This is a genomic window from Streptomyces sp. NBC_01335, from assembly GCF_035953295.1.
Taxonomy (GTDB): Bacteria; Actinomycetota; Actinomycetes; order Streptomycetales; family Streptomycetaceae; genus Streptomyces.
On the sequence record NZ_CP108370.1, the window covers coordinates 4395480 to 4418529 of the forward strand.

Consider the following 23050-nt stretch of genomic DNA (forward strand, 5'->3'; position numbering starts at 1 on the left):
GACATCGTGGAGCGGGCCGCCCAGGCCCTGCGGATGCCGGTACGCGGCGGCCTCGGAGCGCTGGTCGCGGGGCTGGCACGGGTGGCGGACTCCCGGGCCGACGCCGACCTGGTCCTGCGCTGCCTCGACGACGGGCGTCCGGTCGCGCTCGTGGAGGACGTACAGCCCCGGGTGACCCTGCTGCGCCTCGGCGAACTGACGGCCGGGCGGCGGGAGTTCGAGGGCGGCGCCTGGGCGCGGACGGTGGCGCACGACGCGGCGCACGGCACCGAGTACGCCCGCACGGTGCTGGCCTGGCTCGACGCGGGGTGCGACATGGCGGGCGCGGCCGAGCGGCTCGCCGTGCACCCCAACACCTGCCGGTACCGCCTGAGGCAGGCCCGGGAGCACGTCGGCCTGGACCTGGACGACCCTGACGAGCGGCTGGTGCTCTGGCTGAGCGCCCGGCTGTCCGGCTCCGTTCAGGCGCCGCCCAGCCAGGCGGCGAGCTGCTCCTCGCACCGCGCGAGCTGGTCCACCGGGACGAACTCCCCGGGCGTGTGCGCCAAGGAGGGGTCGCCGGGGCCGAAGTTCAGCGCGGGCACGCCCAGTTCGGTGAACCGGGCCACGTCGGTCCAGCCCAGCTTGGGGCGCGGCTCGACGCCGAGCACGCCGACCAGCGAGGCGACCGCCGGGTGATCGAGGCCCGGCAGCGCACCCGCCACGGCCTCCGTCACCACGAACGCGTACTCCTCCGGCGGGAACCGGTCCTCCGGGAAGAGGGACCGTACGTACTCCTCCGCCTCCTTCGGCGAACGGCTCGGCGCGAAGCGGGCGTTGAGGGAGATGACACAGCTGTCGGGGACGACGTTCCCGGCCACTCCGGCGCGGACCGCGACGGCGTTGAGTCCTTCCCGGTACTCCAGCCCGTCGATGAGGACCCGCTCCGGCGTGTGGTCGGCGAGGCGCTGGAGCACCTGGGCGGCGCGGTGCGCGGCGTTGACGCCCATCCAGGCCCGCGCGGTGTGGGCGCGGGCGCCCCGCACGGTGATGTCGGCGCTCAGCACACCCTGGCAGCCGGCCTCGACGCCCGCGTCGGACGGCTCCATCAGGATCGCGAGGCCGGCGTCGAGCAGCAGCTCGGGGCGTTCGGCGGCGATGCGGTGCAGCCCGTTGCGGTCGCCCTCGACCTCCTCGCACTCGTAGAAGACGTAGGTGAGGTCGCGGGCCGGTGCGGTGAGCGCCGCCGCCAGCCGCAGGGCGACCGCGACACCGCCCTTCATGTCGCAGGCGCCGAGTCCGTACAGCCGCTCGCCGTCGAGCCGGGCGGGCAGGTTGTCCGCGACGGGCACGGTGTCCAGGTGCCCGGCGAGGATCACCCGCTCGGGGCGGCCGAGCGTCGTGCGGGCGACGACGGAGTGGCCGATCCGCTCCACGCTCAGGTGGGGCAGGGCGCGCAGGGCGGCTTCGACGGCGTCCGCGAGGGGGCCCTCCTCGCCGCTCTCGGAGGGGAGGTCGACGAGGGCGCGGGTCAGCGCGACGGTGTCGGCGGTGAGGTCGAGCGCTACGGGGAGCCCGGCGGTCACGACTGGTGCTCCTTCGCCCGCTCGTGGGAGAGGGCCCGGGCCTTCGTACCGTTCAGCGCGGAGTGCTTCATCCCGTACAGCGCGTAGACGGCCAGCCCGACCACCATCCACACCGCGAAGGTGATCCAGGTGTCCGAACCGAGGCTGAAGAGCATGTACACGCAGCAGATCACGCCGAGCACCGGCACCACCGGCGAGAACGGCACCCGGAAGCTGCGGGGCGCGTCCGGGTTGCGGCGGCGCAGCAGGACGACGGCGATGTTGACCAGGCCGAACGCGAAGAGCGTGCCGATGCTGGTGGCGTCCGCGAGGCTGCCCAGCGGGACGAGCGCGGCGAGTACGGCGATGAACGAGGAGACGATCACCGTGTTGGCGCGCGGCACCCCGCTCTTCGCGTGGACCCGGGAGAAGACCGGCGGCATCAGCCCGTCGCGGGACATGGAGAAGAGGATGCGGATCTGCCCGTACTGGACGGTGAGCACCACGCTGGTGGTCGCCACGACCGCGCCGATCGACAGCAGGATCGGCCAGAGGCTGCCGCCGCCGACGGCCCGCACGAGGACCTCGCTGAGCGTGGCCTCGGTGCCCTCGAAGAGGCCCCACGGCATGGCGCCGAGCGCGGCCACCGCGACCACGACGTAGAGGAAGGTGACCAGGGCGAGCGAGAGGATGATCGCGCGCGGCAGGTCGCGCTGCGGGTTCCTCGCCTCCTCGCCGGCGGTCGAGGCGGCGTCGAAGCCGATGTACGAGAAGAAGAGCGAGGCGGCGCCCGCGCTCATCCCGGCGGCGCCGAGCGGGAAGAGCGGCGTGAAGTTGCCCGCGCGGAACGCGGTGAACGCGACGGCGCAGAACATCACCAGGGCGGCCACCTTCACGCCCACCATGATCACGTTGGCTACGGCGCTCTCCTTGGCGCCGCGCAGCAGCACCACCATGGAGAGGACGACGATGACGGCGGCCGGCACGTTGACGACTCCGCCCGCGCCGGGCGGGGCGGCGAGCGAGTCGGGGAGGGTGACGCCGAAGACCAGGTCGAGCAGCTCGTTGACGTACTGGCCCCAGCCCACGGCGACCGCCGCGACCGACACCCCGTACTCCAGGATGAGACACCAGCCGCACACCCAGGCGACGAGCTCCCCGAGGGTGGCGTACGTGTAGCTGTACGAGGAACCCGAGCGCGGGATCATGCCCGCGAGCTCGGCGTAGGACAGGGCCGAGAAGAGCGCGGTGACGCCGGCCAGGACGAAGGAGACGATGATCGCGGGGCCCGCCTCGGGCACCGCCTCGCCGAGGACCACGAAGATGCCGGTGCCGAGGGTGGCGCCCACGGAGAGCAGGGTCAGCTGCCACATGCCCATCGTGCGCCGCAGCTCACTGCCGGACGGCACTTCGGCGGACACGTCCTGCCGCCTGGTCAGCCTGTGCTTCAGGCCGCCACCGGGACCGTTGCCCGGCATCGTCCGGACCGTCTCCATGGCACCGCTCCTCTCGCCCCGCGCTGGTTGGTGTGCCCGGCGGATCATGGCCGGACGCCACTGGGTGGTGCCCGGCGGATCGCCGCCGGACGCCACTGGTCGTCGACCTGATCATGCTGAGTGCCGACCGTGCGGGGGTGAGAATATCCGCCAGAGAGTTTCGAGGCTCTTTGGCCTTTCGGCCAAAGAGGGCCGTGGCGGGTGATCGACGGGAGGTGTGGCCCACCTCGGCGGAACGGTTGCATCCGCTTCGGTGCCGGCGGGTCGGCGGGTCCGGGGGAGTGGCGGCATCCTCGCAGGTCACCGCCAACTCGTCGGAAGCGGACTGCCGCTGAGCGGGCCGGGCGGCGCCGGGACCTTGCCTCGGCCGTGTCGTCCGGCGGCCGGTCGGGGCGGCCCGGGGAGCCCGGCCGGGCGTCCCCCCGGTGGCCCCGGGCCGCCCGCCGGATGCGCGGCCGGGCGTGACGTACTCCACGGCCCGGGGGTCCGCTACGCGTCGATGCGCGCCAGGGCGCCGGTGATCGTCGCGAGTACGGCGCGGGACTCGGGCTCCAGGAAGAAGTGGCCGCCGGGGAAGGTGTGCACGGTGCAGGTCCCGGTGGTGTGGTGGCGCCAGGCGTCGGCCTCCTCGACGGTGGTGAGCGGGTCCTCGGAGCCGGTCAGCACGGTGAGGGGGGAGCGCAGGACGGTGCCGGGCGGGCAGTGGTAGTTCTCGAGCGCGCGGTAGTCGCCCCGGACGGCGGGCAGCACCAGGCCGACGATCTCGGGGTCCGCCAGCAGCTCGGTGTGCGTCCCGCCGAGCCGCCTGATCCGCGCGAGGAGACCCGCGTCGTCCAGCGAGCCGACCGGCTGCCCCGGCGGGCGGCGGGTGTCCGGGGCGCTGCGGCCGGAGAGGAAGAGCATCAACGGCGGCTCGACGCCGCTCAGTTCCCGCAGCCTGGCCACCTCGAACGCCAGTGAGGCGCCCATGCTGTGGCCGAAGAAGGCCAACGGGCCTGGCAGGGTCAGGAGTTGCCGGTGGATTGCCTCGGCGAGCTCGCCGAGGTCCTCGACGCACGGCTCGGAGAAGCGGTCCTGCCGCCCCGGGTACTGGACGGCCACCACCCCGACCGAGGGCGCGAGGGCCGCCGAGAACGGGTGGAACCAGCCGGCGGAGCCGCCGGCGTGCGGGAAGCACACCAGGGTCACGGCGTCCGCCCCGGCGGCGTGGTAGCGGCGGAGCCAGGGGGTGTTCCCCGTGTGCGGTGCGGTCATCTTGCTGCCTCTTCCCGTCCGTTCCCTTGCCGGGACACGTTTCCCCGCATTCTTTCGCGGGCCGTCCCGTAGTGGATCCCGTACGTGATCAATGCCCATCGGCTCGCGGGGGAACCCGTGCCGGGATCCGGAGGGCCGCACCGGTCGGCGGTCGACTCACGTTCACCGTGTGTTCATTTCGTGTACTCAGCTCATTCAGATAAGGATTTCATAAGTTCCTCATCTTTTGCCGATTCCTTACCTGGAGGAAGAAGACAAGCGAACGGCACGAAGGGGAGCCATGACTGGCTGGCTGGGGCGACTGCGTCCAGGGGCTCGTGGCACGAAGGCCGTCGAGCGGGGAAGGGCCGGTACGGCGGCCGGAGCGGCCGGAGCGGCCGGAGCCGCGAGCGCGTCCGCCAGGACCGGGCCGGGGCCGGGGGCAGGGCCGGGGTCCGGCCTCGCGGGCGAGGAGGCCCTGCGGGTGGCCAGCAGGCTGCACGCCTTCAACCGGTACGAGCTCAAGTACCTGGTCCCCGTCGAGCAGGCGGCCGAGATCCGGGACGAGCTGGGCGAGCGCATGGACCGCGACCCCCACAGCCCGGTGGGCGGTTACGGCGTCTGGAGCCTCTACTACGACACCCCTCAACTCCGGTTCTACTGGGAGAAGATCGAGGGCCTGAAGTTCCGCCGTAAGCTCCGCATCCGGCACTACGGCGACCTGGACGGGATCACCGACGCCTCGCCGGTCTGCGTCGAGATCAAGCAGCGGGTCAACCGGGTCACCCAGAAGCGCCGCATCACGCTCCCGTACGAGACGGCCCGGCGGATGTGCGACGACCGGCAGATGATCGAGCACTCGCCGAAGGAAGCCGCCTTCGTCGAGGAGGTCCTCGAGCTCGCCGTACGCCTCAACCTCCAGCCCACCGCCATCACCGGCTACCAGCGCGAGGCCCTGGTCGGCCGCGACCAGGACACCGGTCTGCGGGTCACCTTCGACCGGCGCATCCGGGGCCGTGACCGGGACTTCCACTTCGGCACCGCCGACGCGGAGAACCGCTTCACGATCCCGCCGCACATGTCGGTCATGGAGATCAAGGTCAACGAGCGCACCCCGCACTGGATCACCGACCTCGCCGCCCGCCGCGACCTCAGCCTGATCCGCGTGTCCAAGTACGTCCAGTCCATCGAGGCGTTCGGGCTCGCGCCCCGCTCGGTGTTCCACGTACGGGAGGAAGACCTCCCGCCGGCTCCGGCCCACCACACCACCGGCGATGGAACCCCGTTCGCCGTTTCCCCCACCCGACTCCCCGCACCGGGGCGCCCGACGGAGGCTGTCCGCCCGTGAATTTCGACCTGCAGGACCTGAGCGGCACATTCAGTGTCATGGACATCGTCCTGGCGATGACCCTGTCCTTCGTGCTCTCCACCGTGATCGGTTACGTCTACCGGGCCACGCACAAGAACGTCTCGTACAGCCAGTCGTACGTCCAGACCCTGGTCATCGTCGGCATGGTCGTCGCCCTGATCATGCTGGTCGTGGGCTCCAACCTGGCGCGCGCCTTCTCCCTCGTCGGCGCGCTGTCCGTGGTCCGCTTCCGCAACGCGGTCAAGGAGACCCGGGACGTCGGCTTCATCTTCCTGGTGATGGCGATCGGCATGGCGTGCGGCGCGCGCTTCTACACCCTGGCGGCGGTCGGTGGCGTCGTCATCGCGCTGATCATCTTCCTGATGAGCCGGTTCGACCTGTTCGCCCTCAACGTGCAGCGCCAGGTCGTCAAGGTCCAGCTCCCCGCCGGTGAGGACCACACCCAGAGCATCCAGGACGTACTGCTGCGCCTGACCGACGAGTTCGAGCTGGTGAGCACCGAGTCCATCCGGGGCGGCACGCTGACCGAGGTGTTCTACACCGTGCGCATCAAGAAGGGCCACGAGCCCGGTGAGCTGGTCGCCGCGCTCCAGGAGCGCACGAGGGGCCAGCGCGTCACCGTGCTCACCGGTTACGACCAGACGGACCTGTGATGGCGGAGGTGGAGGGGGGCGCCCGCGAGGAGCGGCGCACCCCGCCCCGCAAGCGGCTCGCGCACCGCATACCGCTGCCGGTGCGCCACCACTGGAAGCCGGTCGGCGCTCTCTGCGCGGGACTCGCCGTGCTCCTGGTCTTCTTCTCGGACGCCCGCGTCACCCCGTTCGTCACCAGCGCGTCCGCCGAGGACGCCGACACGATCACCGAGAACCTGCCCGGCACGGTCGGCCTGTACGACACGACGGCCGCGCACACGTTCCGGATCGAGTACGACCAGACCGACTTCGACACGATGATGAAGCAGTACGAGAAGGACGGCACCAAGGACTACATCGAGGCCGACCTCACCATCGACGGCACCTACCTCAACGACGTCGGCATCCGCCTCAAGGGGAACTCGACGCTGCAGAGCCTGCGCGGCTCCGGCGGAGGTCCCGGGGGCGCGGCCGGAGGGTTCGGCGGCGCGGGCGGTCAGCAGGGTGAGGGCCGGCAGGCTCCTCAGCAGGGCCAGGGCCAGCAGGCTCCACAGCAGGGCCAGGCTCAAGGCGAGGGCCAGGCTGAAGGCCAGGGTCAGGCTCAAGACCAGGCCCAGGGAGGTCAGCAGGCCGCCGGTGGTGGGATGCGGGCGGGCGGTGGCGGGATGGCTCAGTACGACCTCTCCGCCGACAAGCCCGAGGAACTCCCGTGGCTCGTGAAGATCGACGAGTACGTGGAGGGGCGCGCGTACCAGGGCCACCGGGAGATCTCCCTGCGCCCGGGTGTGGACGACCAACTCCCGCTCAACGAAGCCCTGTCGCTCTCCCTCATGGCCAAGTCGGACCAGCCCGCCGAGGAGTTCGGCTTTGTGAATCTCACCGTCAACAACCGCCCCGCGGCGACCCGGTTGATGGTGGAGAACCCGAGCAAGGATTACGTCGAGCAGCGGGTCCTCGGTGACGGGGTCGCGTACAAGGCCCGTGCGGGCGGCAGCTTCGACTACGTCGGTGACGACCCGACCGACTACGAGAAGTCCTTCAACCAGCTCAACAAGAAGGGCAGCCAGGACCTCGCCCCGGTGATGCGGCTGCTGAAGTGGGTGGACCAGGCGTCGGACGAGGAGTTCGCCGCAGACCTCCACACGTACGTGGACGTCGACTCGTTCGCCCAGTACGTGGCGACGCAGAACCTGATCCTGAACTTCGACGACATGGCGGGTCCGGGGAACAACTACGTGCTCTGGTACGACCTGGGCACGAAGAAGTTCTCCGTACTGGGCTGGGACTTCAACCTGACCTTCAGCGGCGACGCGACCAGCGGCCCCGACGACAGCACCAGCATGGGCGGGTTCGGTGGCGGTGGCGGTGGCGGAGGCGGTGGCGCGATGCCCGGCGCCGCGGCCGGAGGTGCCCAGAACGCGGCCGGTGGCGACCAGGCCGCAGCCGGTGGTCGGAACGCGGCCGGTGGCCAGGGCGCGCCCGACGGGGCGCAGGCACCGGCCGACGGCGGCTTCCCCGGTGGCGCACAGGGCGGCCCCCCTGCCGCCCGGAACACCGCAGGCCAGAACACCGCGGGCCAGGGCGACGGCGGCCAGGCGGCCGGTGGCCCCGGCGGGCGGATGGGGGCCGGGGGCGGCATGGGCGGCAACGCCCTGAAGGAGCGGTTCCTCGCGGCCGACGCCTTCGACGCCGTCTACCACGCGGCGTACAAGAAGCTGTACGAGCAGTACTACGGCTCCGGGTTCGGCACCGGCACCCTCGACACCCTCGTCGCCGCCGCGAAGAAGTCGGGCGCGGACGCCTCCGGAGTCGAGGAGACCGCGAAGTCCCTTCAAGCCACGCTCACTTCGCGGACCGAGAGCCTCGCGAAGGACAAGGTGATCACCGGCGGCTGAACCGGGCCCGCCCGATGCCGGAAGCCCGTATCCCCTCAGGGGTACGGGCTTCCGGTGTGCGGGTGCCCGTACACATCCAGCCGGGCCGGCCGGCCGACGCCGCCCTCCGGCACGCGGTGACTCCTGACACCGTGGCGCCGGCCTCCGCGCCCGGTCAGCCGCGCAAGTAGGCCAGCACGGCCAGCACCCGGCGGTTCGTCTCCTCGGAGAGGGTGAGGTCGAGCTTGGTCAGGATCGAGCCGAAGTGCTTGCTGACCGTGCCCTCGTTGACGGTGAGGGCGTCGGCGATGGACGCGTTGGACCTGCCCTCCGCCATCAGCGCGAGGACCTCCTGTTCGCGCGGGGTGAGCCGGGCGAGCGGGTCGCGGCGGTGGCGGATGAGCTGGCGGACCACCTCGGGGTCGACCACCGTGTCCCCGGCCGCGACCCGGGCCACCGCCGCCGCGAACTCCTCGACGTGGCCGATCCGTTCCTTGAGCAGGTAGCCGACGGCCGTACCGTCCGCCGAGTCCAGCAGCTCCTCCGCGTAGGAGCGCTGGACGTACTGACTGAGGACCAGCACCGGCAAGTCCGTTCGGAGAGTGCGTAGTTCGACGGCGGCGCGCAGTCCCTCGTCGGTGAAGCCGGGCGGCATCCGGACGTCGGTCACCACGATGTCGGGGGCGTGCGCGGCCACGGCCGCGGCCAGCTCCCCGGCCGTCCCGACCGCCGCCACCACCTCGTGGCCGAACCGCGTGAGCACCCCGACCAGCCCCTCGCGCAGCAGCACGCTGTCCTCGGCCAGCACCACGCGCAAGCTCTCGCCCTCGGTGCGCAACGGCTCAGCTCCTGGTTCGTACGGGCGGACACGGCACGCGCAGCCGGACCACCGTGGGCCCGCCGGGCGGACTGGAGAGTAGCAGCAGGCCGTCGACGACCGAGAGACGGTCGGCGACCCCCTGGAGGCCCGTACCCGCGGCGAGATCCGCGCCGCCCGTGCCGTCGTCCCGTACCTCCACCGAGAGTTCCCCGTCCGCGCAGGCCCCGTTCACCACCACCCGCGAAGCGCCGCTGTGCCGGGCCGCGTTGGTGAGCGCCTCGCAGACCGCGAAGTACACCGCGGTCTCGACGGCCTCCGGGAGCCGGTCGGGTACGTCCAGCTCGACGTCCACCGGTACGGCCGAGCGGTCTGCCACGTCCTCCACCGCGGCGATCAGGCCCCGGTCGGTGAGGATCTGCGGGTGGATGCCCCGGATCAGCTCGCGGATCTCGGCCAGCACCTCGTCGGCCTGGGTACGCGCCTTCGCGAGCAGCCCGGCCACCGGTTCGGCGGGGCGTTCGAGACCGGCCAGGCCGAGGGTCATGGAGAGGGCGACCAGGCGCTGTTGGGCGCCGTCGTGGAGATCACGCTCGATCCGGCGGCGCTCCGCCTCGAAGGCGTGCACGAGGCGCATCCGTGACCGGTCCAACGCCTCCACCCGGTCGGCGAGTTCACTGTCCGGCGGGCAGAGGAAGCGCCGGGTCAGTGCGGCCCGGACCGCCGCGAGCGCACCCAGCGGGTAGGCGAGCACCGGGAGCAGGAGCACCCCGGCCAGCAGCATCGCCCAGGCGGCGGGGTAGGACTCCACGAGCCACAGCTTCAGCAGCCGCGCCTCGCCCGCGCCGCCCGCGGCCATCCGGGGGAGCACCGCGATCAGCCCCACCGGGATCAGGAGCACGCAGGCGATCGCCAGCGCCTCCACCGGCCACAGGAACAGCCCGAGGAAGAGGGCGTACGCCAACTCCCGCCAGGTGGAACGCTCCTGGAGCCTGCTCCGCAGCCAGGCGGAGAGCCCCGGGTCGGCCGGTGCGCGGTGCGCGGCAGGCAGCGGGGCGGGGTCCACCAGCCGCAGCCGCAACCGCTCCAGCGCGGCCAGCGGTATCCCGGAGAGGGCGAGCACGAGCAGCAGCGGCAACCCCACCAGCACCACGGAGAGCACACCGCCCGCGACGGCCAGCAGGGTCAGGGCCGCCAGCACGGCGGCGCCGAGCGGGACGCCGGTGAGCAGGTAGAGCGCGGCGCGCCAGAGCCAGGCGCCGAGCACGTAGCGACGCTGCCGCAGCGCGTGCGGAAGGGAGGCGGGGAGCATGGGGGAACCGTAGGCGTCCCGGCCCGCACCCTGCCATCCGCGGGTCCCGTGGTGGAGACAGCTCCACCATCAGGACGGCAACCAGCTCCGATGTGCGGAGCGCGAGGCCCCGGTTGGCTGGGGTCATGAGTCAACAGCCCGCGGTTCAGCTCCGATCCGTCACCCGTACGCACGGTCGCGGCGGCAGCCTCGTCACCGCCCTCGACCGGGTCGACCTGAGCGTCGAGCCCGGATCCTTCACCGCGATCATGGGCCCCTCCGGCTCCGGGAAGTCCACGCTGCTGCACTGTGCGGCCGGGCTGGACCGGCCGACCTCCGGGCAGGTGTTCCTCGGCGGCACCGAGCTGACCGCCCTCGGCGAGCGGCGCCTCACTCTGCTGCGGCGGCGCCGGATCGGGTTCGTGTTCCAGTCCTTCAACCTCCTGCCCGCGCTCACCGCCGCACAGAACGTGGCCCTCCCGCTGCGGCTGGCCGGGGGCGGACCCCGCCGGGCCGAGGTGCTCGACGCCCTGGACCGGGTGGGGCTCGGGGGCCGCGCCGGACACCGGGCCGGCGAACTCTCCGGGGGCCAGCAGCAGCGCGTGGCGCTCGCCCGCGCCCTGATCGCCCGCCCCGACGTCCTCTTCGGCGACGAACCCACCGGAGCCCTCGACTCCACGACGGGCCGGGAGGTCCTGGCGTTGCTGCGCGCCCTGGTGGACGGCGGCCGGACGGTGGTCATGGTCACGCACGATCCGGTCGCCGGGGCCTCGGCGGACCGGGTGGTGCTCCTGGCGGACGGCCGGGTGTGCGACGACCTGCGCGCCCCCGACGCGGAGCGGATCGCCGCACGGATGACCCGGCTCACCGGAGGCGCGGCGGCGGACACGTCACGGCGAGCGCCGGAGGACACCGCGGAGACGGCGGTGACGGCATGCTGACGCGCGTCCTGGCCGGGCTGCGGACCCGCTGGGTCACCTTCGCCGGCTCCTTCGTCGCCCTCGCCCTCGGCACGGGCCTCGTGGCGGCCACCGGCCTCGCCCTGGCCGCCACGCTCGACGCTCCGGAACGCGGCCCCGAGCGGTTCGCGGCGGCGCCGGTGGTGGTCAAGGGTGCCGACACGCTCCGGGTCGCCACGCCCAACGGCGTACGCACCCGGCCGCTCGCCCGGCCCCGGCCCGTACCGCCCGCCCTCGTGGCCCGGCTGGCAGCGCTCGGGCCGACCGTCGAGGACCGCACGTTCCCCGTGGCCTTCCCGTCCGGGGGCGGCCCGTACGCGGAAACCGAGGTCGTCGGGCACCCGTGGTCGATCTCCGCCGCTACCCCCTACCGGCTGACCTCGGGGCGCGCCCCCTCGGCGGCGGACGAGATCGTCGCGGCGACCGGCCCGGACTCCTCCGTACGCCCGGGGGACCGGCTGCTGGTGCTGTTTCCGGGCGCCACGGGACCAGACGCCACGGGACCCGGCCTCACGGCCCGAGGAGCCACGGGACCAGACGCCACGGGGCCCGGCCTCACGGCCCGAGGAGCCACGGGACCAGACGCCACGGGGCCCGGCCTCACGGCCCGAGGAGCCACCGCCCCCGACGCGACGGTTCCCGACGCCACCGCCCCCGGGAGCGCCGGCCGGAGCGTGACGGTGGTCGGCACCGTCGCGGCGTCCGGGTTCGAGACGGCGCTGTTCTTCACCGACGCGGAGGCAGCACGGATCTCGCCGCCGGTCGACGCCGTGGTCGTCCACGCCGACCCCGGAGCCGTCACCGCCGAGGTGGACGCGGCTGCACGGGCCGACGGGAGACAGTGGCAACAGGGCTCGGGGGACGGGCAGTCGGCCGATGAGCCCCGGCCGTCGGTGCTCACCGGCGACGCGCGCCGCCGTGCCGACCCGGACCCCGACCGCGACAAGGAGGCCCTCGCCTCCGTCAACGCCCTGCTCGGCACCGCCGCGGGCATCACCGCCTTCGTCTCGGCCGCCGTGGTCGCGTCCACCTTCTCCTTCGCGGTGGCCCAGCGGCGGCGGGAGTTCGGACTGCTCCGCACGGCGGGCGCCACCCCCGGGCAGATCCGCCGGACCGTGTACGCCGAGGCGGCCCTGGTCGGTGTACTGGCCTCCGCCGCCGGATGCGGGTGGGGCAGGGCGGCGGCGCCCCGTCTCGCGGCCTGGATGGTGGACCGGGGGATCGCCCCCGCCTGGTTCGCGACCGGCGACCGGACCTGGCCGCTGCACCTCGCCTTCTGGACCGGACTGGCCGTGGCGGTGGCCGGCTCGGCCGTCTCCGCCCACCGCGCCGGACGCACCGGGCCGACCCAGGCGCTGCGCGAGGCGGCCGTCGACGACGGAACCATGCCGCTCCTCCGGTGGGTGCTGGCAACGCTCGTCGTGGGCACCGGAATCGGGCTGCTGGTGACGGCACTGGTCTTTGACCCGGGGCAGCTCCTCAAGCGCAAGACCTTTCTCACGCAGCCCATGGTGCTCATCGCCGGATGCGCCCTCCTCGCCCCCGCCCTGGTACCGCCTGCCGTCCGCCTGCTGACCCTGCTGCCCGCCGAACTGCCGGGAGCCTGCGGTCTGCTGGCCCGGGAGAACGCCTCGTCCGCCGTCCGCAGGACCGCCGCCGTCGCCGCGCCCGTCCTCATCACGGTGGCCCTGGCCGCCGTCCTCATGGGAACGACCGGGACCCTCGCGGAGGCCAAGGAGTCCGAGGCGCTGACCCGTACCTCCGCCGAGTTCGTCGTCACCGCGGAGGACGAACAGCGGCCCCTGCCGAAGGAGTTCGTGGACCGCGCGACCGGGATTCCCGGTGCGCGGGTCAGCGCCTCCCGCTCCACCGGGGTCACCGTCCTCGAAGAGGGCGTCGCCCTCGTCTCCTACGAGGCGGCGGCGGTGGACCCCGACGCCTTCGCGGCCGTGTCGGCCCTGCCGGTCGCCGCGGGCTTCCTCGCCGCCCTGGACGACGACGGCATCGTGGTCACCCAGGAGTGGCTGACCACGAAGGTCGGCGAGCGGGTCACCGTCCGGCTGGGCGACGGCCGGGAGGCGTCCCTGCGCATCGCGGCCGTGCTGCGTACCGGAACCGGGGACCACGGCGTCCTGCTCAGCGCCCGCAACGCCGCCGGGGCGCCGGTGGACCGGCTCGACATCACGGTGGCGCCGGGCGCCGACCGGACGGCGGTCGTCGCGGCGCTCCGCGCGGCCGGCCGGGCCACCGGGACCGAGGTGACGACGGCGCGCGCGTGGGCCACCGCCCACCACCCCCGCACCCGGGAGACCACCCGGCTGGGGCTGTTGATGGTGCTCGCCATCGCCCTGCTCTGCACGGGGATCGCGCTGGTCAACACCCTGGTGATGGCGACCTCGGACCGGTCCCGCGACTTCGCCGTACTCCGGCTGGCCGGGGCGACCACCGGCCAGGTGCTGCGGATCGTGGCCGTCGAGGCGCTGGTGGTGGTCGGGGTGGGGGCGGTACTCGGCGCGCTCGTCGCCGCGATCGACCTGGGCACCGGGTGGGGTGCGCTGGCCCTGCTCGGCGTGCGCACGGGCGTCGTGGTGCCGTGGGCGGTGCTCGGCGCGGTGCTCGGCAGCGCCTCGCTGATCGCGGTGGTCGCCGCCGTACTCCCGGCGGCGTGGGCGCTCCGGGGCCGGCCGGTGGAGGCGGTCGGCGGGCGCGAGTAGCGGCAGCGGACCACCTCGGGGGCGATCACCCTGCCCGCGTCCCCAACCTCCCGCCTCTCCGTCAGCCCCCGTGCGCGGCCACCAGCGCCGCAGCCTCGCCCAGGACGGCCTGCTCGGCGGCGGAGAGGTACGGGTCCGACGCGCGGCGGGCGACGGCCCCGGCGAGGTCCTCGTCGGTGACCGGGCCGTCGCCGGCCATGGCGTCGAGCAGCGCGGTGAGCAGGAGGCCCACCCCCTCCGCCGCCGGGAAGCCGGGGGTGAGGGAGACCTGCGCCAGGATCAGGGCCGACATGGCGCGGTCCGTCCCGGGCGAACCCTCGGTGGTGTTGCTCCAGTCGATCACCACCGGCCCGCGCCCGGTCAGCATCACGTTCTCCGGGTGCAGGTCGAGATGGAGGATGCGGACCTCCGGGTCGGGGGAGAGGCGCGGCGGCAGCGTGTGCAGCTCCCGCAGCAGCCCGGCGATCATCTCGCCGCCCTGCCGGGCGTCCAGGGAGCCGGCCGTGAGCGCCTCGGCCATGGTGGGGCCGGTCAGCCGCTGCATCACGAGATCGCCGGGGCCCGCCCCCTCGGCCGGCGGCCCGATGCGCGGTACCGGGAAGCCGAACGCGGAGAGGTAGGACATCACCGCCAGCTCGGGGGTGGTGTCGGCGTCGTCGCGGTAGCGGCGCAGGACCCAGGAGTCGTCGAGTGCGTACACGTCGGCGCTGCGTCCCGACCCCAGTAGCTGACCAGTGTCCATGGCGCCGAACCTACCCGCGCGCACGGGGGTTGGGGAGCGGTGGGGGGAACCGGGATCCGCCCGCCCGGTCCGGGGGCGGACAACCGCCGGAGAATTGGTCGGTGTTCGCGTGAAACATTCTCCCGGGCCCATCGCGTCGAAGGAGTGCGGGGGCGCACGGCTTGACCGGCCGTGGGAGACGGGGGAACGCATGAGGAAGTCGCGGGTCGAGGACTTCAGGGAGTTCGCGGCGAGCTGCGCGGGCCAACTGTACCGATCGGCCGCGCTGTTGACCGGCGGCGATGTGCACCTGGCAGAGGATCTCGTTCAGGAGACCCTCGGCCGGATGTACATGCTGTGGGGCCGTGTCCACCGGATCGACAATCCGGCGGCGTACGCCCAGACGGTGCTCGTCCGCGCCTTCCTCACGCACCGCAGACGCCGCTCCGCCGGTGAACGCCCGCTCGCGGAGCTGCCGGACACCGCCCCCACCCCCGCCGGGGCGGACCCCGCGCTCCGCATGACGCTGATCGACGCCCTCGACCGGCTCGCCCCGAAGGACCGGGCGGTGGTGGTGCTGAGGTACTGGGAGGACCGCAGCGTCGAGCAGACCGCCGAGGCTCTCCGGACCAGCCCGGCAGCCGTAAGGACCCGGTGCGTACGGGCGTTGGCCCGGCTGCGCACCATGCTCGGCGGCAGCCTCGCCGAGTTCGCGACGCACTGAACCGGCCGGCCCCTCCGTCCCGCCGGAAGCCCGACCCGACCTACGCTGACTCCACCGAACGAGAACGGTGACTTCGCCATGCCCTTTGAAGACGACCTGAGCGGAGAACTCCGCCGTGCCGGCGACTCCTTCGAGATCCCCGACCGGACCGCGCTGCTCGACGGCGCGGTCGAGATCGGCCGGCGCGGGGTGCGCCGGCGCAGGGTCGCCACCGTCACCGGGGGCGCGCTCGCCCTCGCGCTCGTCGTCCTCGGCGGCGGTCTGGCGACCGGGCTGGTCGGGGGATCCGGCTCCGGGGCCCAACTGGCCTCCGGCACCCGCGCGGTGACCCCGGGGGCCGGGGGAGGCGTCTCCGGCACGGAGATGGTCGAGACGCTGGCCTCGCTGCTGCCCGGAGGGAAGGTCTCCGAGGGCTCCGGCATCGGTACCGGGGAGATCGAGGACGGCGCGGTGGCATCGGCCTCCGTGGTCTACGAGGACGGCAAGGGGGCCGCCACGGTCACCGCCTCCCTCTACCCGACGCCGGCACACGCGCAGGCCAGGGGCGGCGCGGGCGCCTGCATGAACGAGCCGGGCGCCGTGCGGGACGTACCGGACGGCGCGGCACTGGCCTACGACGGGATCGACGGGGCCGCCCTCGCCGACGGCTCCGGCGGGCAGGCGCCCGTCACCGAGTGCCCGACCACGGCCGCCGCCGCGGGCGGGAACCTCGTCGGCTACCGCTTCCGCACCCTGTCGGCGGCCGGGGTGACCGTCGACGTCCGCGCCTACAGCGGGGTGCTCGACGGGGGCGCCGAGGGCGACCGCTCCACCCCGCCGCTCACCAAGAGCCAACTCGCCGACCTGGGACGGTCCGCGAAGTGGACGGGACTGGTCCAGCGCATGAGGGCGATCGTCGCGCAGCAGGAGAAGAAGGGCGGGGACGGGTCGGACAGTGGAGCACCCACCCCTTCGCCCGCCGCGAGCCGCGCCCCCGAGCTCGACTACTCCCTGCTGATGCCCACGCTCCTGAGGCTCCTCCCGGACGACGTCACCGTGGTCCGGCAGCAGCACGACAGCGACAGCGAGTACGCCGAGCTGGTCGTGGACGACGGCCAGGGCCAGTCCCTCGTCGGGATCAACGTCCAGCGCGACATGCGGGACGTGGCGAGCGACCTGTACGGCAGCGCCGAGACACTGCCCGGCGGGGGGCTGCTCGCGGTCCGGCAGACACCGGGCGAGAAGGGCGGGCAGGGCATCGTCCAGTGGACGGTCGACCTCATGTACCCCGACGGCATGCGGGTCGTGGTCATGGCCTTCAACGCGGACCGGCAGGACGGGACGGCCACCCGGACCGAGCCCGCGCTCTCCATCGACGAGCTCAAGGCCCTGGTCACCTCCCCGGATTGGCGCAAGCTCCAGGTGAAGTAGCCGTACTGCTACGGAAAAAGCGCCCGTGCCCCGCGAACAGCAGGCGCGGGCGCTTCGCTTCATGCCGAGGACGCCGGCCCCTCACTTCGCGTCCGAGTACCGCTCCACCACCGCCGTGGTGAACGGGAACCGCACCGGGGTCACCCCGAAGGCGATCCGCCCGGCCAGCTCACCGGCCTCGCGGATCGCCCGCACCACCCGCTCGGCCTCCTCGGCCGGGCAGTGCACGATCACCTCGTCGTGCTGGAAGAAGACCAGCTCCGCCCGGAGTTCCTCCTCGGCGAGCGTGCGGCGCAGCCCGGCGAGAAGGAGCAGCGCCCAGTCGGCGGCGCTGCCCTGCACGACGAAGTTACGGGTGAAGCGGCCGCGAGCCCGCGCGTCGGAGGAGGCGTACCCGGGGGTGAAGCCGTACCCGCGGCGGCCGTCCCCGGAGCCGTCCTCCTCGTCCGCGCCGCCCTCCTGCGGCAGTCCCGCCTCGCCGTCGTCCCCGGCCCCGGCGGCGGGCGGGCTGGTCCGCCCGAGCCAGGTCCGTACGAGACGGCCCTCCTCGCCCGCCTTCGCCGCGTCGTCGACGTACCCGACGGCGAGCGGGAAGCGGCGGCGCAGCGCGGCGAGGTTCTTCAGGCCGTCGCCGGAGGTCTGGCCGTAGACCGCGCCGAGCAGGGCGACCTTCGCCTGGTCGCGGTCGCCCCGGAAGGCGCGGTCGGAGAGCGCGGCGTAGAGGTCGCCCTCGTGTCCGGCGACCTCCATCAGCCCGGGGTCGCGGGAGATCGCGGCGAGCACCCTCGGCTCCATCTGGTCGGCGTCGGCGACGACGAGCCTCCAGCCCTCGTCCGCGACGACGGCCCGGCGGATCACCTTCGGGATCTGGAGCGCCCCGCCGCCGTTGGTCGTCCACCGCCCACTGACCGAGCCGCCGGGCGTGTACTCGGGGCGGAAGCGGCCCTCGCGCACCCAGTCCTGGAGCCAGCCCCAGCCGTGCGCGGTCCAGATGCGGTAGAGCTTCTTGTACGCGAGCAGGGGCTCCACCGCCGGGTGGTCGATCTCCTCCAGCTGCCAGCGCCGGGTCGAGGTCACCTTGATCCCGGCCCCGGCGAACGCCTTGATCACGTCGGCCGGCAGATCGGGCCGCACCCGCCGCCCGAACGCGGCCGACACCCGGTCCGCCAGCTCGGCGAGTCTGCGGGGCTCACCGCCGCCCGCGTACCGCTCGCCGAGCAGCTCGTTCAACAGCGCCCGGTGCACATCGGCGCGCCAGGGCATCCCGGATCGGTTCATCTCGGCGGCGACCAGCATCCCGGCCGACTCGGTGCCGGTGAGCAGCAGCATCCGGTCCGGGTGCTCGGCCGCCGCGTGGCGGCGCAGCTGGTCGGCGTAGACGTCGAGCAGCCCCTCGAACGGCACCTGGGCCCCGGCCGACGGCTCGAAGAGCGGGGACTGCGCCCCGGGGTCGGCGCTGCGGGGCGGCGGGTCTGCGGGTACGGGGGCGTTACGGAGGCGGGCCAGGGCCGCCGCGGCGGAACGGGGTTCGCCGAGCCGCCCCTCGTGGCCGAGGAGGAGCAGCTCCGCGCACTCGATGTCGTAACAGCGCTCGACGCGGACCCCGGCGGCGAGCAGCCGGGGGTAGACCGCGGCGGTGGACCGCCAGACCCAGCGCACCACCTGGGGGCGCGCCCGGACCGCCTCGGCGAGGTCGGGTTCGTGGCGCACCGGACCGGCCGGGCGCCCGTCCCGCTCCAGCGGAACGAGCAGCGCGCCGCCGCCCTCCGCCTCGGCCAGGGCCCACCGTTCCGTCATGGCCCCGAGTCTGGCACCGGGCACTGACACCGACGGGGAGCGGCCCCGGGGAGCGGCCCCGGGCGGCGCCTCCCGGGAGGCAGTCCGGGGGCCCGGCCGCGAGGATCGGCACGGGGGCGACGACGAGCGGACCGCGGTGCGCGCGGGGAGCAGGAGCAGGGATGAAGGCGATCGTGTTCGAGGAGTTCGGCGGCCCCGAGGTGCTGCGGCTGACGGAGGTGGACGCCCCGCGGGTGGCGCCGGGCCGGGTGCGGGTGCGGGTACGGGCCACCGGGGTCAACCCGCTCGACCACAAGATCCGCAAGGGGTGGATGGAGCAGGTCCACCCCACCCCGCTCCCCGCGACGCCCGGCAGCGAGTTCGCGGGCGTGGTGGAGGAGATCGGCGAGGGCGTCACGGACTTCGCCCCCGGCGACGAGGTGCTCGGCTACAGCGAGACGGGCGCGTACGCCACCGAGGTGCTGGCCGCCCCGGAGAAGATCACCCGCAAACCGGCCGACCTGGACTGGGAGACGGCCGCCGCGCTGCCGGTGGCCACCGAGACCGCCTCCCGGGTGCTCGACGAACTGGCGCTGGACTCCGGGGAGACGCTGCTGCTGCACGGCGCGGCCGGAGCGGTCGGCTCGGCCGCCGTACAGCTCGCGACGGCCCGGGGCGCGACCGTCATCGGTACCGCGTCCGCCGCCAACCACGACTATCTGCGGGTGCTGGGCGCGACGCCGGTGGAGTACGGCCCCGGGCTGGTCGAGCGGGTCCGCGCGGTCGCTCCACAGGGTGTGGACGCGGTCTTCGACGCGGCCGGCCGGGGCGCGCTGCCGGACTCCATCGAGCTGCGCGGCGGTACGACGGACCGGGTGATCACCATCGCCGACGCGGACGCCCCCGCGCTCGGCGTCGCCTTCTCCGCCGGGGGCGGCGGCCCCTCCGCCGGCCGTCTCGCCGCCAACGCCCGCCGGGCCGTCCTCGGCGAGCTGCGCATCCCGGTCGACCACACCTACCCGCTGGCGGAGGCCGCCGAGGCGCACCGGGTCAGCGAGGCCGGGCACGTACGCGGGAAGCTGGTGCTGCTCCCGCCGCAGGAAGCGTGAGCGGAAGGGCGAGGCGCTGGGCGGCGTGAGCGGAAGGGCGAGGCGCCGGGCGGCGTGAGCGGAAGGGCGGCAGAGGCAGCGGAGGAGCGGGCGGAAGGGTGAGGAAGCTCCCGCCCGGGCGCCCGCCTCTACCCTGAACCCATGGAACCGGTGATCGACCAGGCGTGCGCGGCGGCCCTCTACTCGGAGGGCGACGCCGGTCTGGACACCGGTGCGTCGCTGCTCGCCGCCGCACCGGACGCGGACGACGACGCGCACCGCCGCGGCGAGGAGTTCCTCCGCCGCGCCTGGGCCCGGGGCTGGCAGCCCGCCGACGTCGTCCGGTTCGTGCGCCGGGAGCTGGACGAGGAGCGGGCGGCCCTCGCCGCGACCCTGATCGCCGCCGAGACCGCCGCGTACGCGACGCTCCCGCCGCGCTGGTCCGGCCAGCTCGCCGAACTTCCGCCGCCCGTCCCGCGCAACCGCCCCGACCGCTTCTCCTACGCCTCCGCGCTGCTGGAGCTGTACCGGCTGCTGCTGCGGCTCCCCGCCGTGGAGGCGGTCGGGCCGCCGCCCGGCGAGACCCCGGCCGGTGCCGGCCGGCTCCCGCCGCCCACGCACGACGAACCGCGCATGCTCACCCGCATCCGCGCCCTGCTGGCGAAGGCGGAGGCCACCGACTATCCGGAGGAGGCCGAGGCGCTCACCACCAAGGCCCAGGAGCTGATGGCCCGGCACAGCATCGACGAGGCGCTGCTCGCCGCCCGTACCCACAGCGGGGACCAGCCCGGCGCCTGCCGGATCGGGGTCGACGCCCCGTACGAGACGGCCAAGGCGATCCTGCTCGACGCGGTCGCCTCGGCGAACCGCTGCCGGGCCGTGTGGAACAGCGACCTCGGCTTCACCACGGTCGTCGGGTTCGAGCCCGACCTGGAGGCGGTGGAGCTCCTCTTCACCTCGCTCCTGGTGCAGGGCACCTCCGCGATGGCCCGGGCCGAGGCGGGGCAGCGGGCCGGCGGCCGGAAGCGGACCAAGACGTTCCGGCAGTCCTTCCTGATGGCGTACGCCCAGCGCCTCGGCAGCCGGCTCGCCGCCGACACCGCCCGGGTCACCGCCGAGGCGGACGCGGAAGCCGCAGGTGCGGCCGGTGGCGGCACGGACGGCCCAGGGAACGACGCGCTGCTCCCCGTGCTGGCCGCCCGCGACGTGGCGGTCTCCGGCGCGGCGGACCGGATGTTCCCGAAGACCACCACCACCCGGGTGCGCGGCGCCACCGACCTGGACGGCTGGACCCACGGCACCGAGGCCGCCGACCGCGCCAGGGTGGGCGGACGCGGGGGCCGGGGCATCACCTCGTAGGCGGGGGAGGCGGTGCCCGGCCCGGAAGCGGCCGGTCCCTACGTGACCCTCAGGCGATCGGTCAGCCGTGCCAGCAGGGGCAGCGCCGCCACCAGCACCTCGCGCTCCCCGGGGTCGAGCGCGTCGCCGATCGCGGCACCCAGCACGTCCGCACGCCTGCCGCGCTCCTCCGTGAGCCTGCTGCCGCCGGCCGGCGTGAGGTGGAGCAGGAGTTTGCGCCCGTCGAGGGGGTGCGCCTCGGCCCGTACGAGCCCTCGGTCCAGCAGCTCCTTGACGGCCTTGGTCGCCGACTGGTGCGTGACCCCCCGCCGCTTCGCGATGTCGGCGGCGGTCATCGTGCCGTCGCGGTCCAGGTAGCCGAGGACGGCGGCCTCGCCGGCGGGCATCGTGTCGGCGGTGCGCACCGTGCGGACCAGCTGTCCGATGGTCAGGCGCAGTTCCTCGGCCAGTCGAGCGTCGTCCATGGCGGCAGTCTACCGCCAAATCAGCCAGCCAGGTTGTACAGTTTGCGTTGTACAGTTTGGTTGGAGATCATCGAGGCGTGGAGACGCGCCGAGACACCGCCCCGGCCGGAAGGACACCACCATGAAGCTCACCAAGCACGCCCACGCCTGCGTCGCACTGGAGAAGGACGGCACACGTGTCGTCATCGACCCCGGCACCCTCACCCCGGACGCGGCGGAAGCGGTCGGCCGGGCCGACGCCGTCCTGATCACCCACGACCACTTCGACCACTTCGACGAGAAGCTCGTCTCCGCCGCCCTGGAGACCCGGACCGGCCTGCGGGTCTACGGCACGGCCGCCGTCGCGGCGGCCCTCGGCGGCCACGGCGGCCGCGTCCGCGCCGTGGCCGCGGGCGACTCCTTCACCGTCGGCTCCTTCGCCTTCACCGTCCACGGCCGGACGCACGCGCCGATCCACGCCGACCTGCCGTGCCCGGACAACGTCGGCTACCTCGTCGACGGCGGCGCCGTCTACCACCCGGGGGACGCCTACTCCCGGCCCGGCGTCCCGGTGCGCACCCTCCTGCTGCCGACCAGCGGCCCGTGGACCAAGCTCGGTGAGGCCGCCGACCACGTGCGGGCCGTCCGGCCCGAGCGCGTCATCCAGATCCACGAACTCATGCTCAGCGAACTCGGGCAGGCATCCACCGCCCGCTTCCTCGGCGAGCAGGGCCTGACCGGCGTCGCGGTCGAGCGACTGGAGCCCGGCACCACCGTCCAGGTGTGACCGGGCGGGGCGGCCGCGGAGCTTCCGCCGGGCCGGCCCCCGCGGGGCACTCCCGCCGGGCCGGCCCCCGCGGGGCACTCCCGCGGGGTCGGCACCCCCGCCCGGTCCGCCTCCGCGGGCGGCCGGAAGCCGTCCCGGACGGGTGAACCAAAGGTCGGGCTTGCCCCGTATCGCGGCTACGCTCGCCCCATGAGTTGGCTCCGGGCGCTGAAGGAGACCGCCCGCTCGGGGTTCACGGTCGAGCGGACCCGGCTGGAACCGCTCATCGCGCTGCGCGGCGCCATCGGGCTGGCGCTGGTGGTCGAGACCGCGCTCGCGCTCTCCGGGCCGGTCCTCGCGGCCAGCTCCGCGTTCGGCGCGTTCCAGGCGGCCATCGCCACCTTCCAGCGCAGCTGGCGCCCCCGCCCGGTGCTCGCCCTGATCTCCGGCGTCAGCCTGAGCATCTCGACGTTCGTCGGCTACCTCGCCGGCCCCTACCACGTGGTGTTCCTCGGCGTCCTGGTCCTCTGGACCTTCGTCGCCGGGCTCGCCTGGGCGGCGGGTCCCACCGGCGGCATCATCGCCTCCTCCAACGTGGCGATCATGCTTGTCACCATCACCCTGCCCACCTCCGTCCTGGACGCCGCCGCGCACGCCGGAGTGATCATCATCGGCGGCCTGGTGCAGGCCTCCCTGATCGTGCTCTTCCCGGTACGCCGGTGGGGGGCCCAGCGCGACGCGCTCGCCGACGCGCTGGCCGCCGAGGCCGACTACGCCCGCCGGCTGCGCTACGACCCGATCGCGCCCTTCGACCCGCAGGCGCTGATGACCGCC

General features: G+C 74.0%; 18 protein-coding genes and 2 pseudogenes. 12 read left to right on the forward strand and 8 right to left on the reverse strand.

The window, feature by feature from the left end:
* Window positions 1-33: 33 nt before the first annotated feature.
* Window positions 34-435 (forward strand): annotated as a pseudogene (locus OG599_RS18885) (PucR family transcriptional regulator); the annotation flags it as partial.
* A 26-nt stretch (window positions 436-461) separates the two neighbouring features.
* Here OG599_RS18885 and dapE read toward each other — a convergent pair.
* The 3 genes from dapE to OG599_RS18900 form a co-directional block, all read right to left on the reverse strand.
* A complete protein-coding gene (gene dapE / locus OG599_RS18890; RefSeq protein WP_327177141.1) occupies window positions 462-1565 on the reverse strand; it encodes a succinyl-diaminopimelate desuccinylase in 1104 nt (367 codons plus the stop codon).
* Window positions 1562-3040 (reverse strand): amino acid permease, encoded by a 1479-nt coding sequence (locus OG599_RS18895; protein WP_327177142.1) that lies wholly within the window; start codon window positions 3038-3040, stop codon window positions 1562-1564. Before OG599_RS18895 ends, dapE begins: the two co-directional genes overlap by 4 nt.
* Before the next feature lie 489 nt (window positions 3041-3529).
* Window positions 3530-4294 (reverse strand): thioesterase II family protein, encoded by a 765-nt coding sequence (locus OG599_RS18900; protein ID WP_327177143.1) that lies wholly within the window; start codon window positions 4292-4294, stop codon window positions 3530-3532.
* 457 nt (window positions 4295-4751) lie between these two features.
* On the opposite strand from OG599_RS18900, the gene OG599_RS18905 reads away from it, so the two are divergent.
* Genes OG599_RS18905 through OG599_RS18915 form a run of 3 tightly spaced genes read left to right on the forward strand, consistent with a single transcriptional unit; the run spans window position 4752 to window position 8169 of the window.
* Window positions 4752-5621, forward strand: coding sequence for a polyphosphate polymerase domain-containing protein (locus OG599_RS18905; protein WP_442809692.1), 870 nt, complete (start codon window positions 4752-4754; stop codon window positions 5619-5621).
* A complete protein-coding gene (locus OG599_RS18910; protein WP_327177145.1) occupies window positions 5618-6295 on the forward strand; it encodes a DUF4956 domain-containing protein in 678 nt (225 codons plus the stop codon). Before OG599_RS18905 ends, OG599_RS18910 begins: the two co-directional genes overlap by 4 nt.
* Window positions 6295-8169 (forward strand): CotH kinase family protein, encoded by a 1875-nt coding sequence (locus OG599_RS18915; protein ID WP_327177146.1) that lies wholly within the window; start codon window positions 6295-6297, stop codon window positions 8167-8169. The genes OG599_RS18910 and OG599_RS18915 overlap by 1 nt, the downstream gene beginning before the upstream one ends.
* Before the next feature lie 154 nt (window positions 8170-8323).
* Here OG599_RS18915 and OG599_RS18920 read toward each other — a convergent pair whose 3' ends face one another.
* Window positions 8324-8986 carry a response regulator transcription factor gene (locus OG599_RS18920; RefSeq protein ID WP_327177147.1) on the reverse strand — a complete coding sequence of 221 codons (663 nt, stop codon included), beginning with the start codon at window positions 8984-8986 and terminating at the stop codon, window positions 8324-8326.
* Between the two features lie 4 nt (window positions 8987-8990).
* The gene (locus OG599_RS18925; RefSeq protein ID WP_327177148.1) at window positions 8991-10277 is read right to left on the reverse strand and encodes a sensor histidine kinase; all 1287 of its coding nucleotides are present in this window, start codon (window positions 10275-10277) and stop codon (window positions 8991-8993) included.
* A 125-nt stretch (window positions 10278-10402) separates the two neighbouring features.
* Here OG599_RS18925 and OG599_RS18930 point away from each other — a divergent pair, with 125 nt between their 5' ends.
* Entirely contained in the window at window positions 10403-11197 is a 795-nt protein-coding gene (locus OG599_RS18930; RefSeq protein ID WP_327177149.1) for an ABC transporter ATP-binding protein, read from the forward strand.
* The gene (locus OG599_RS18935; protein WP_327177150.1) at window positions 11191-13929 is read left to right on the forward strand and encodes an ABC transporter permease; all 2739 of its coding nucleotides are present in this window, start codon (window positions 11191-11193) and stop codon (window positions 13927-13929) included. The genes OG599_RS18930 and OG599_RS18935 overlap by 7 nt, the downstream gene beginning before the upstream one ends.
* Window positions 13930-13990: 61 nt before the next feature.
* Here OG599_RS18935 and OG599_RS18940 read toward each other — a convergent pair whose 3' ends face one another.
* A complete protein-coding gene (locus tag OG599_RS18940) occupies window positions 13991-14671 on the reverse strand; it encodes an aminoglycoside phosphotransferase family protein (protein ID WP_327177151.1) in 681 nt (226 codons plus the stop codon).
* A 190-nt stretch (window positions 14672-14861) separates the two neighbouring features.
* Here OG599_RS18940 and OG599_RS18945 point away from each other — a divergent pair, with 190 nt between their 5' ends.
* Window positions 14862-15374, forward strand: a complete 513-nt coding sequence (locus OG599_RS18945; protein ID WP_327177152.1) for a SigE family RNA polymerase sigma factor — start codon at window positions 14862-14864, stop codon at window positions 15372-15374.
* Window positions 15375-15452: 78 nt separating this feature from the next.
* Window positions 15453-16784, forward strand: coding sequence for a hypothetical protein (locus tag OG599_RS18950; RefSeq protein WP_327177153.1), 1332 nt, complete (start codon window positions 15453-15455; stop codon window positions 16782-16784).
* Window positions 16785-16865: 81 nt separating this feature from the next.
* Here OG599_RS18950 and OG599_RS18955 read toward each other — a convergent pair whose 3' ends face one another.
* On the reverse strand, window positions 16866-18581 hold the full coding sequence (locus tag OG599_RS18955; protein ID WP_327177154.1) for a bifunctional 3'-5' exonuclease/DNA polymerase: 1716 nt from the start codon (window positions 18579-18581) through the stop codon (window positions 16866-16868).
* 161 nt (window positions 18582-18742) lie between these two features.
* On the opposite strand from OG599_RS18955, the gene OG599_RS18960 reads away from it, so the two are divergent.
* Both OG599_RS18960 and OG599_RS18965 read left to right on the forward strand, forming a co-directional pair.
* Window positions 18743-19669 carry an NADP-dependent oxidoreductase gene (locus tag OG599_RS18960; protein WP_327177155.1) on the forward strand — a complete coding sequence of 309 codons (927 nt, stop codon included), beginning with the start codon at window positions 18743-18745 and terminating at the stop codon, window positions 19667-19669.
* A 141-nt stretch (window positions 19670-19810) separates the two neighbouring features.
* A complete protein-coding gene (locus OG599_RS18965; RefSeq protein WP_327177156.1) occupies window positions 19811-21007 on the forward strand; it encodes a DUF2786 domain-containing protein in 1197 nt (398 codons plus the stop codon).
* Between the two features lie 38 nt (window positions 21008-21045).
* On the opposite strand, the gene OG599_RS18970 is transcribed toward OG599_RS18965, so the two are convergent.
* Window positions 21046-21471, reverse strand: a complete 426-nt coding sequence (locus OG599_RS18970; protein WP_327177157.1) for a MarR family winged helix-turn-helix transcriptional regulator — start codon at window positions 21469-21471, stop codon at window positions 21046-21048.
* 121 nt (window positions 21472-21592) lie between these two features.
* On the opposite strand from OG599_RS18970, the gene OG599_RS18975 reads away from it, so the two are divergent.
* On the forward strand, window positions 21593-22237 hold the full coding sequence (locus OG599_RS18975) for an MBL fold metallo-hydrolase (protein ID WP_327177158.1): 645 nt from the start codon (window positions 21593-21595) through the stop codon (window positions 22235-22237).
* A gap of 189 nt (window positions 22238-22426) precedes the next feature.
* Window positions 22427-22936 (forward strand): annotated as a pseudogene (locus OG599_RS35490) (FUSC family protein); the annotation flags it as partial.
* Window positions 22937-23050 lie beyond the last annotated feature (114 nt).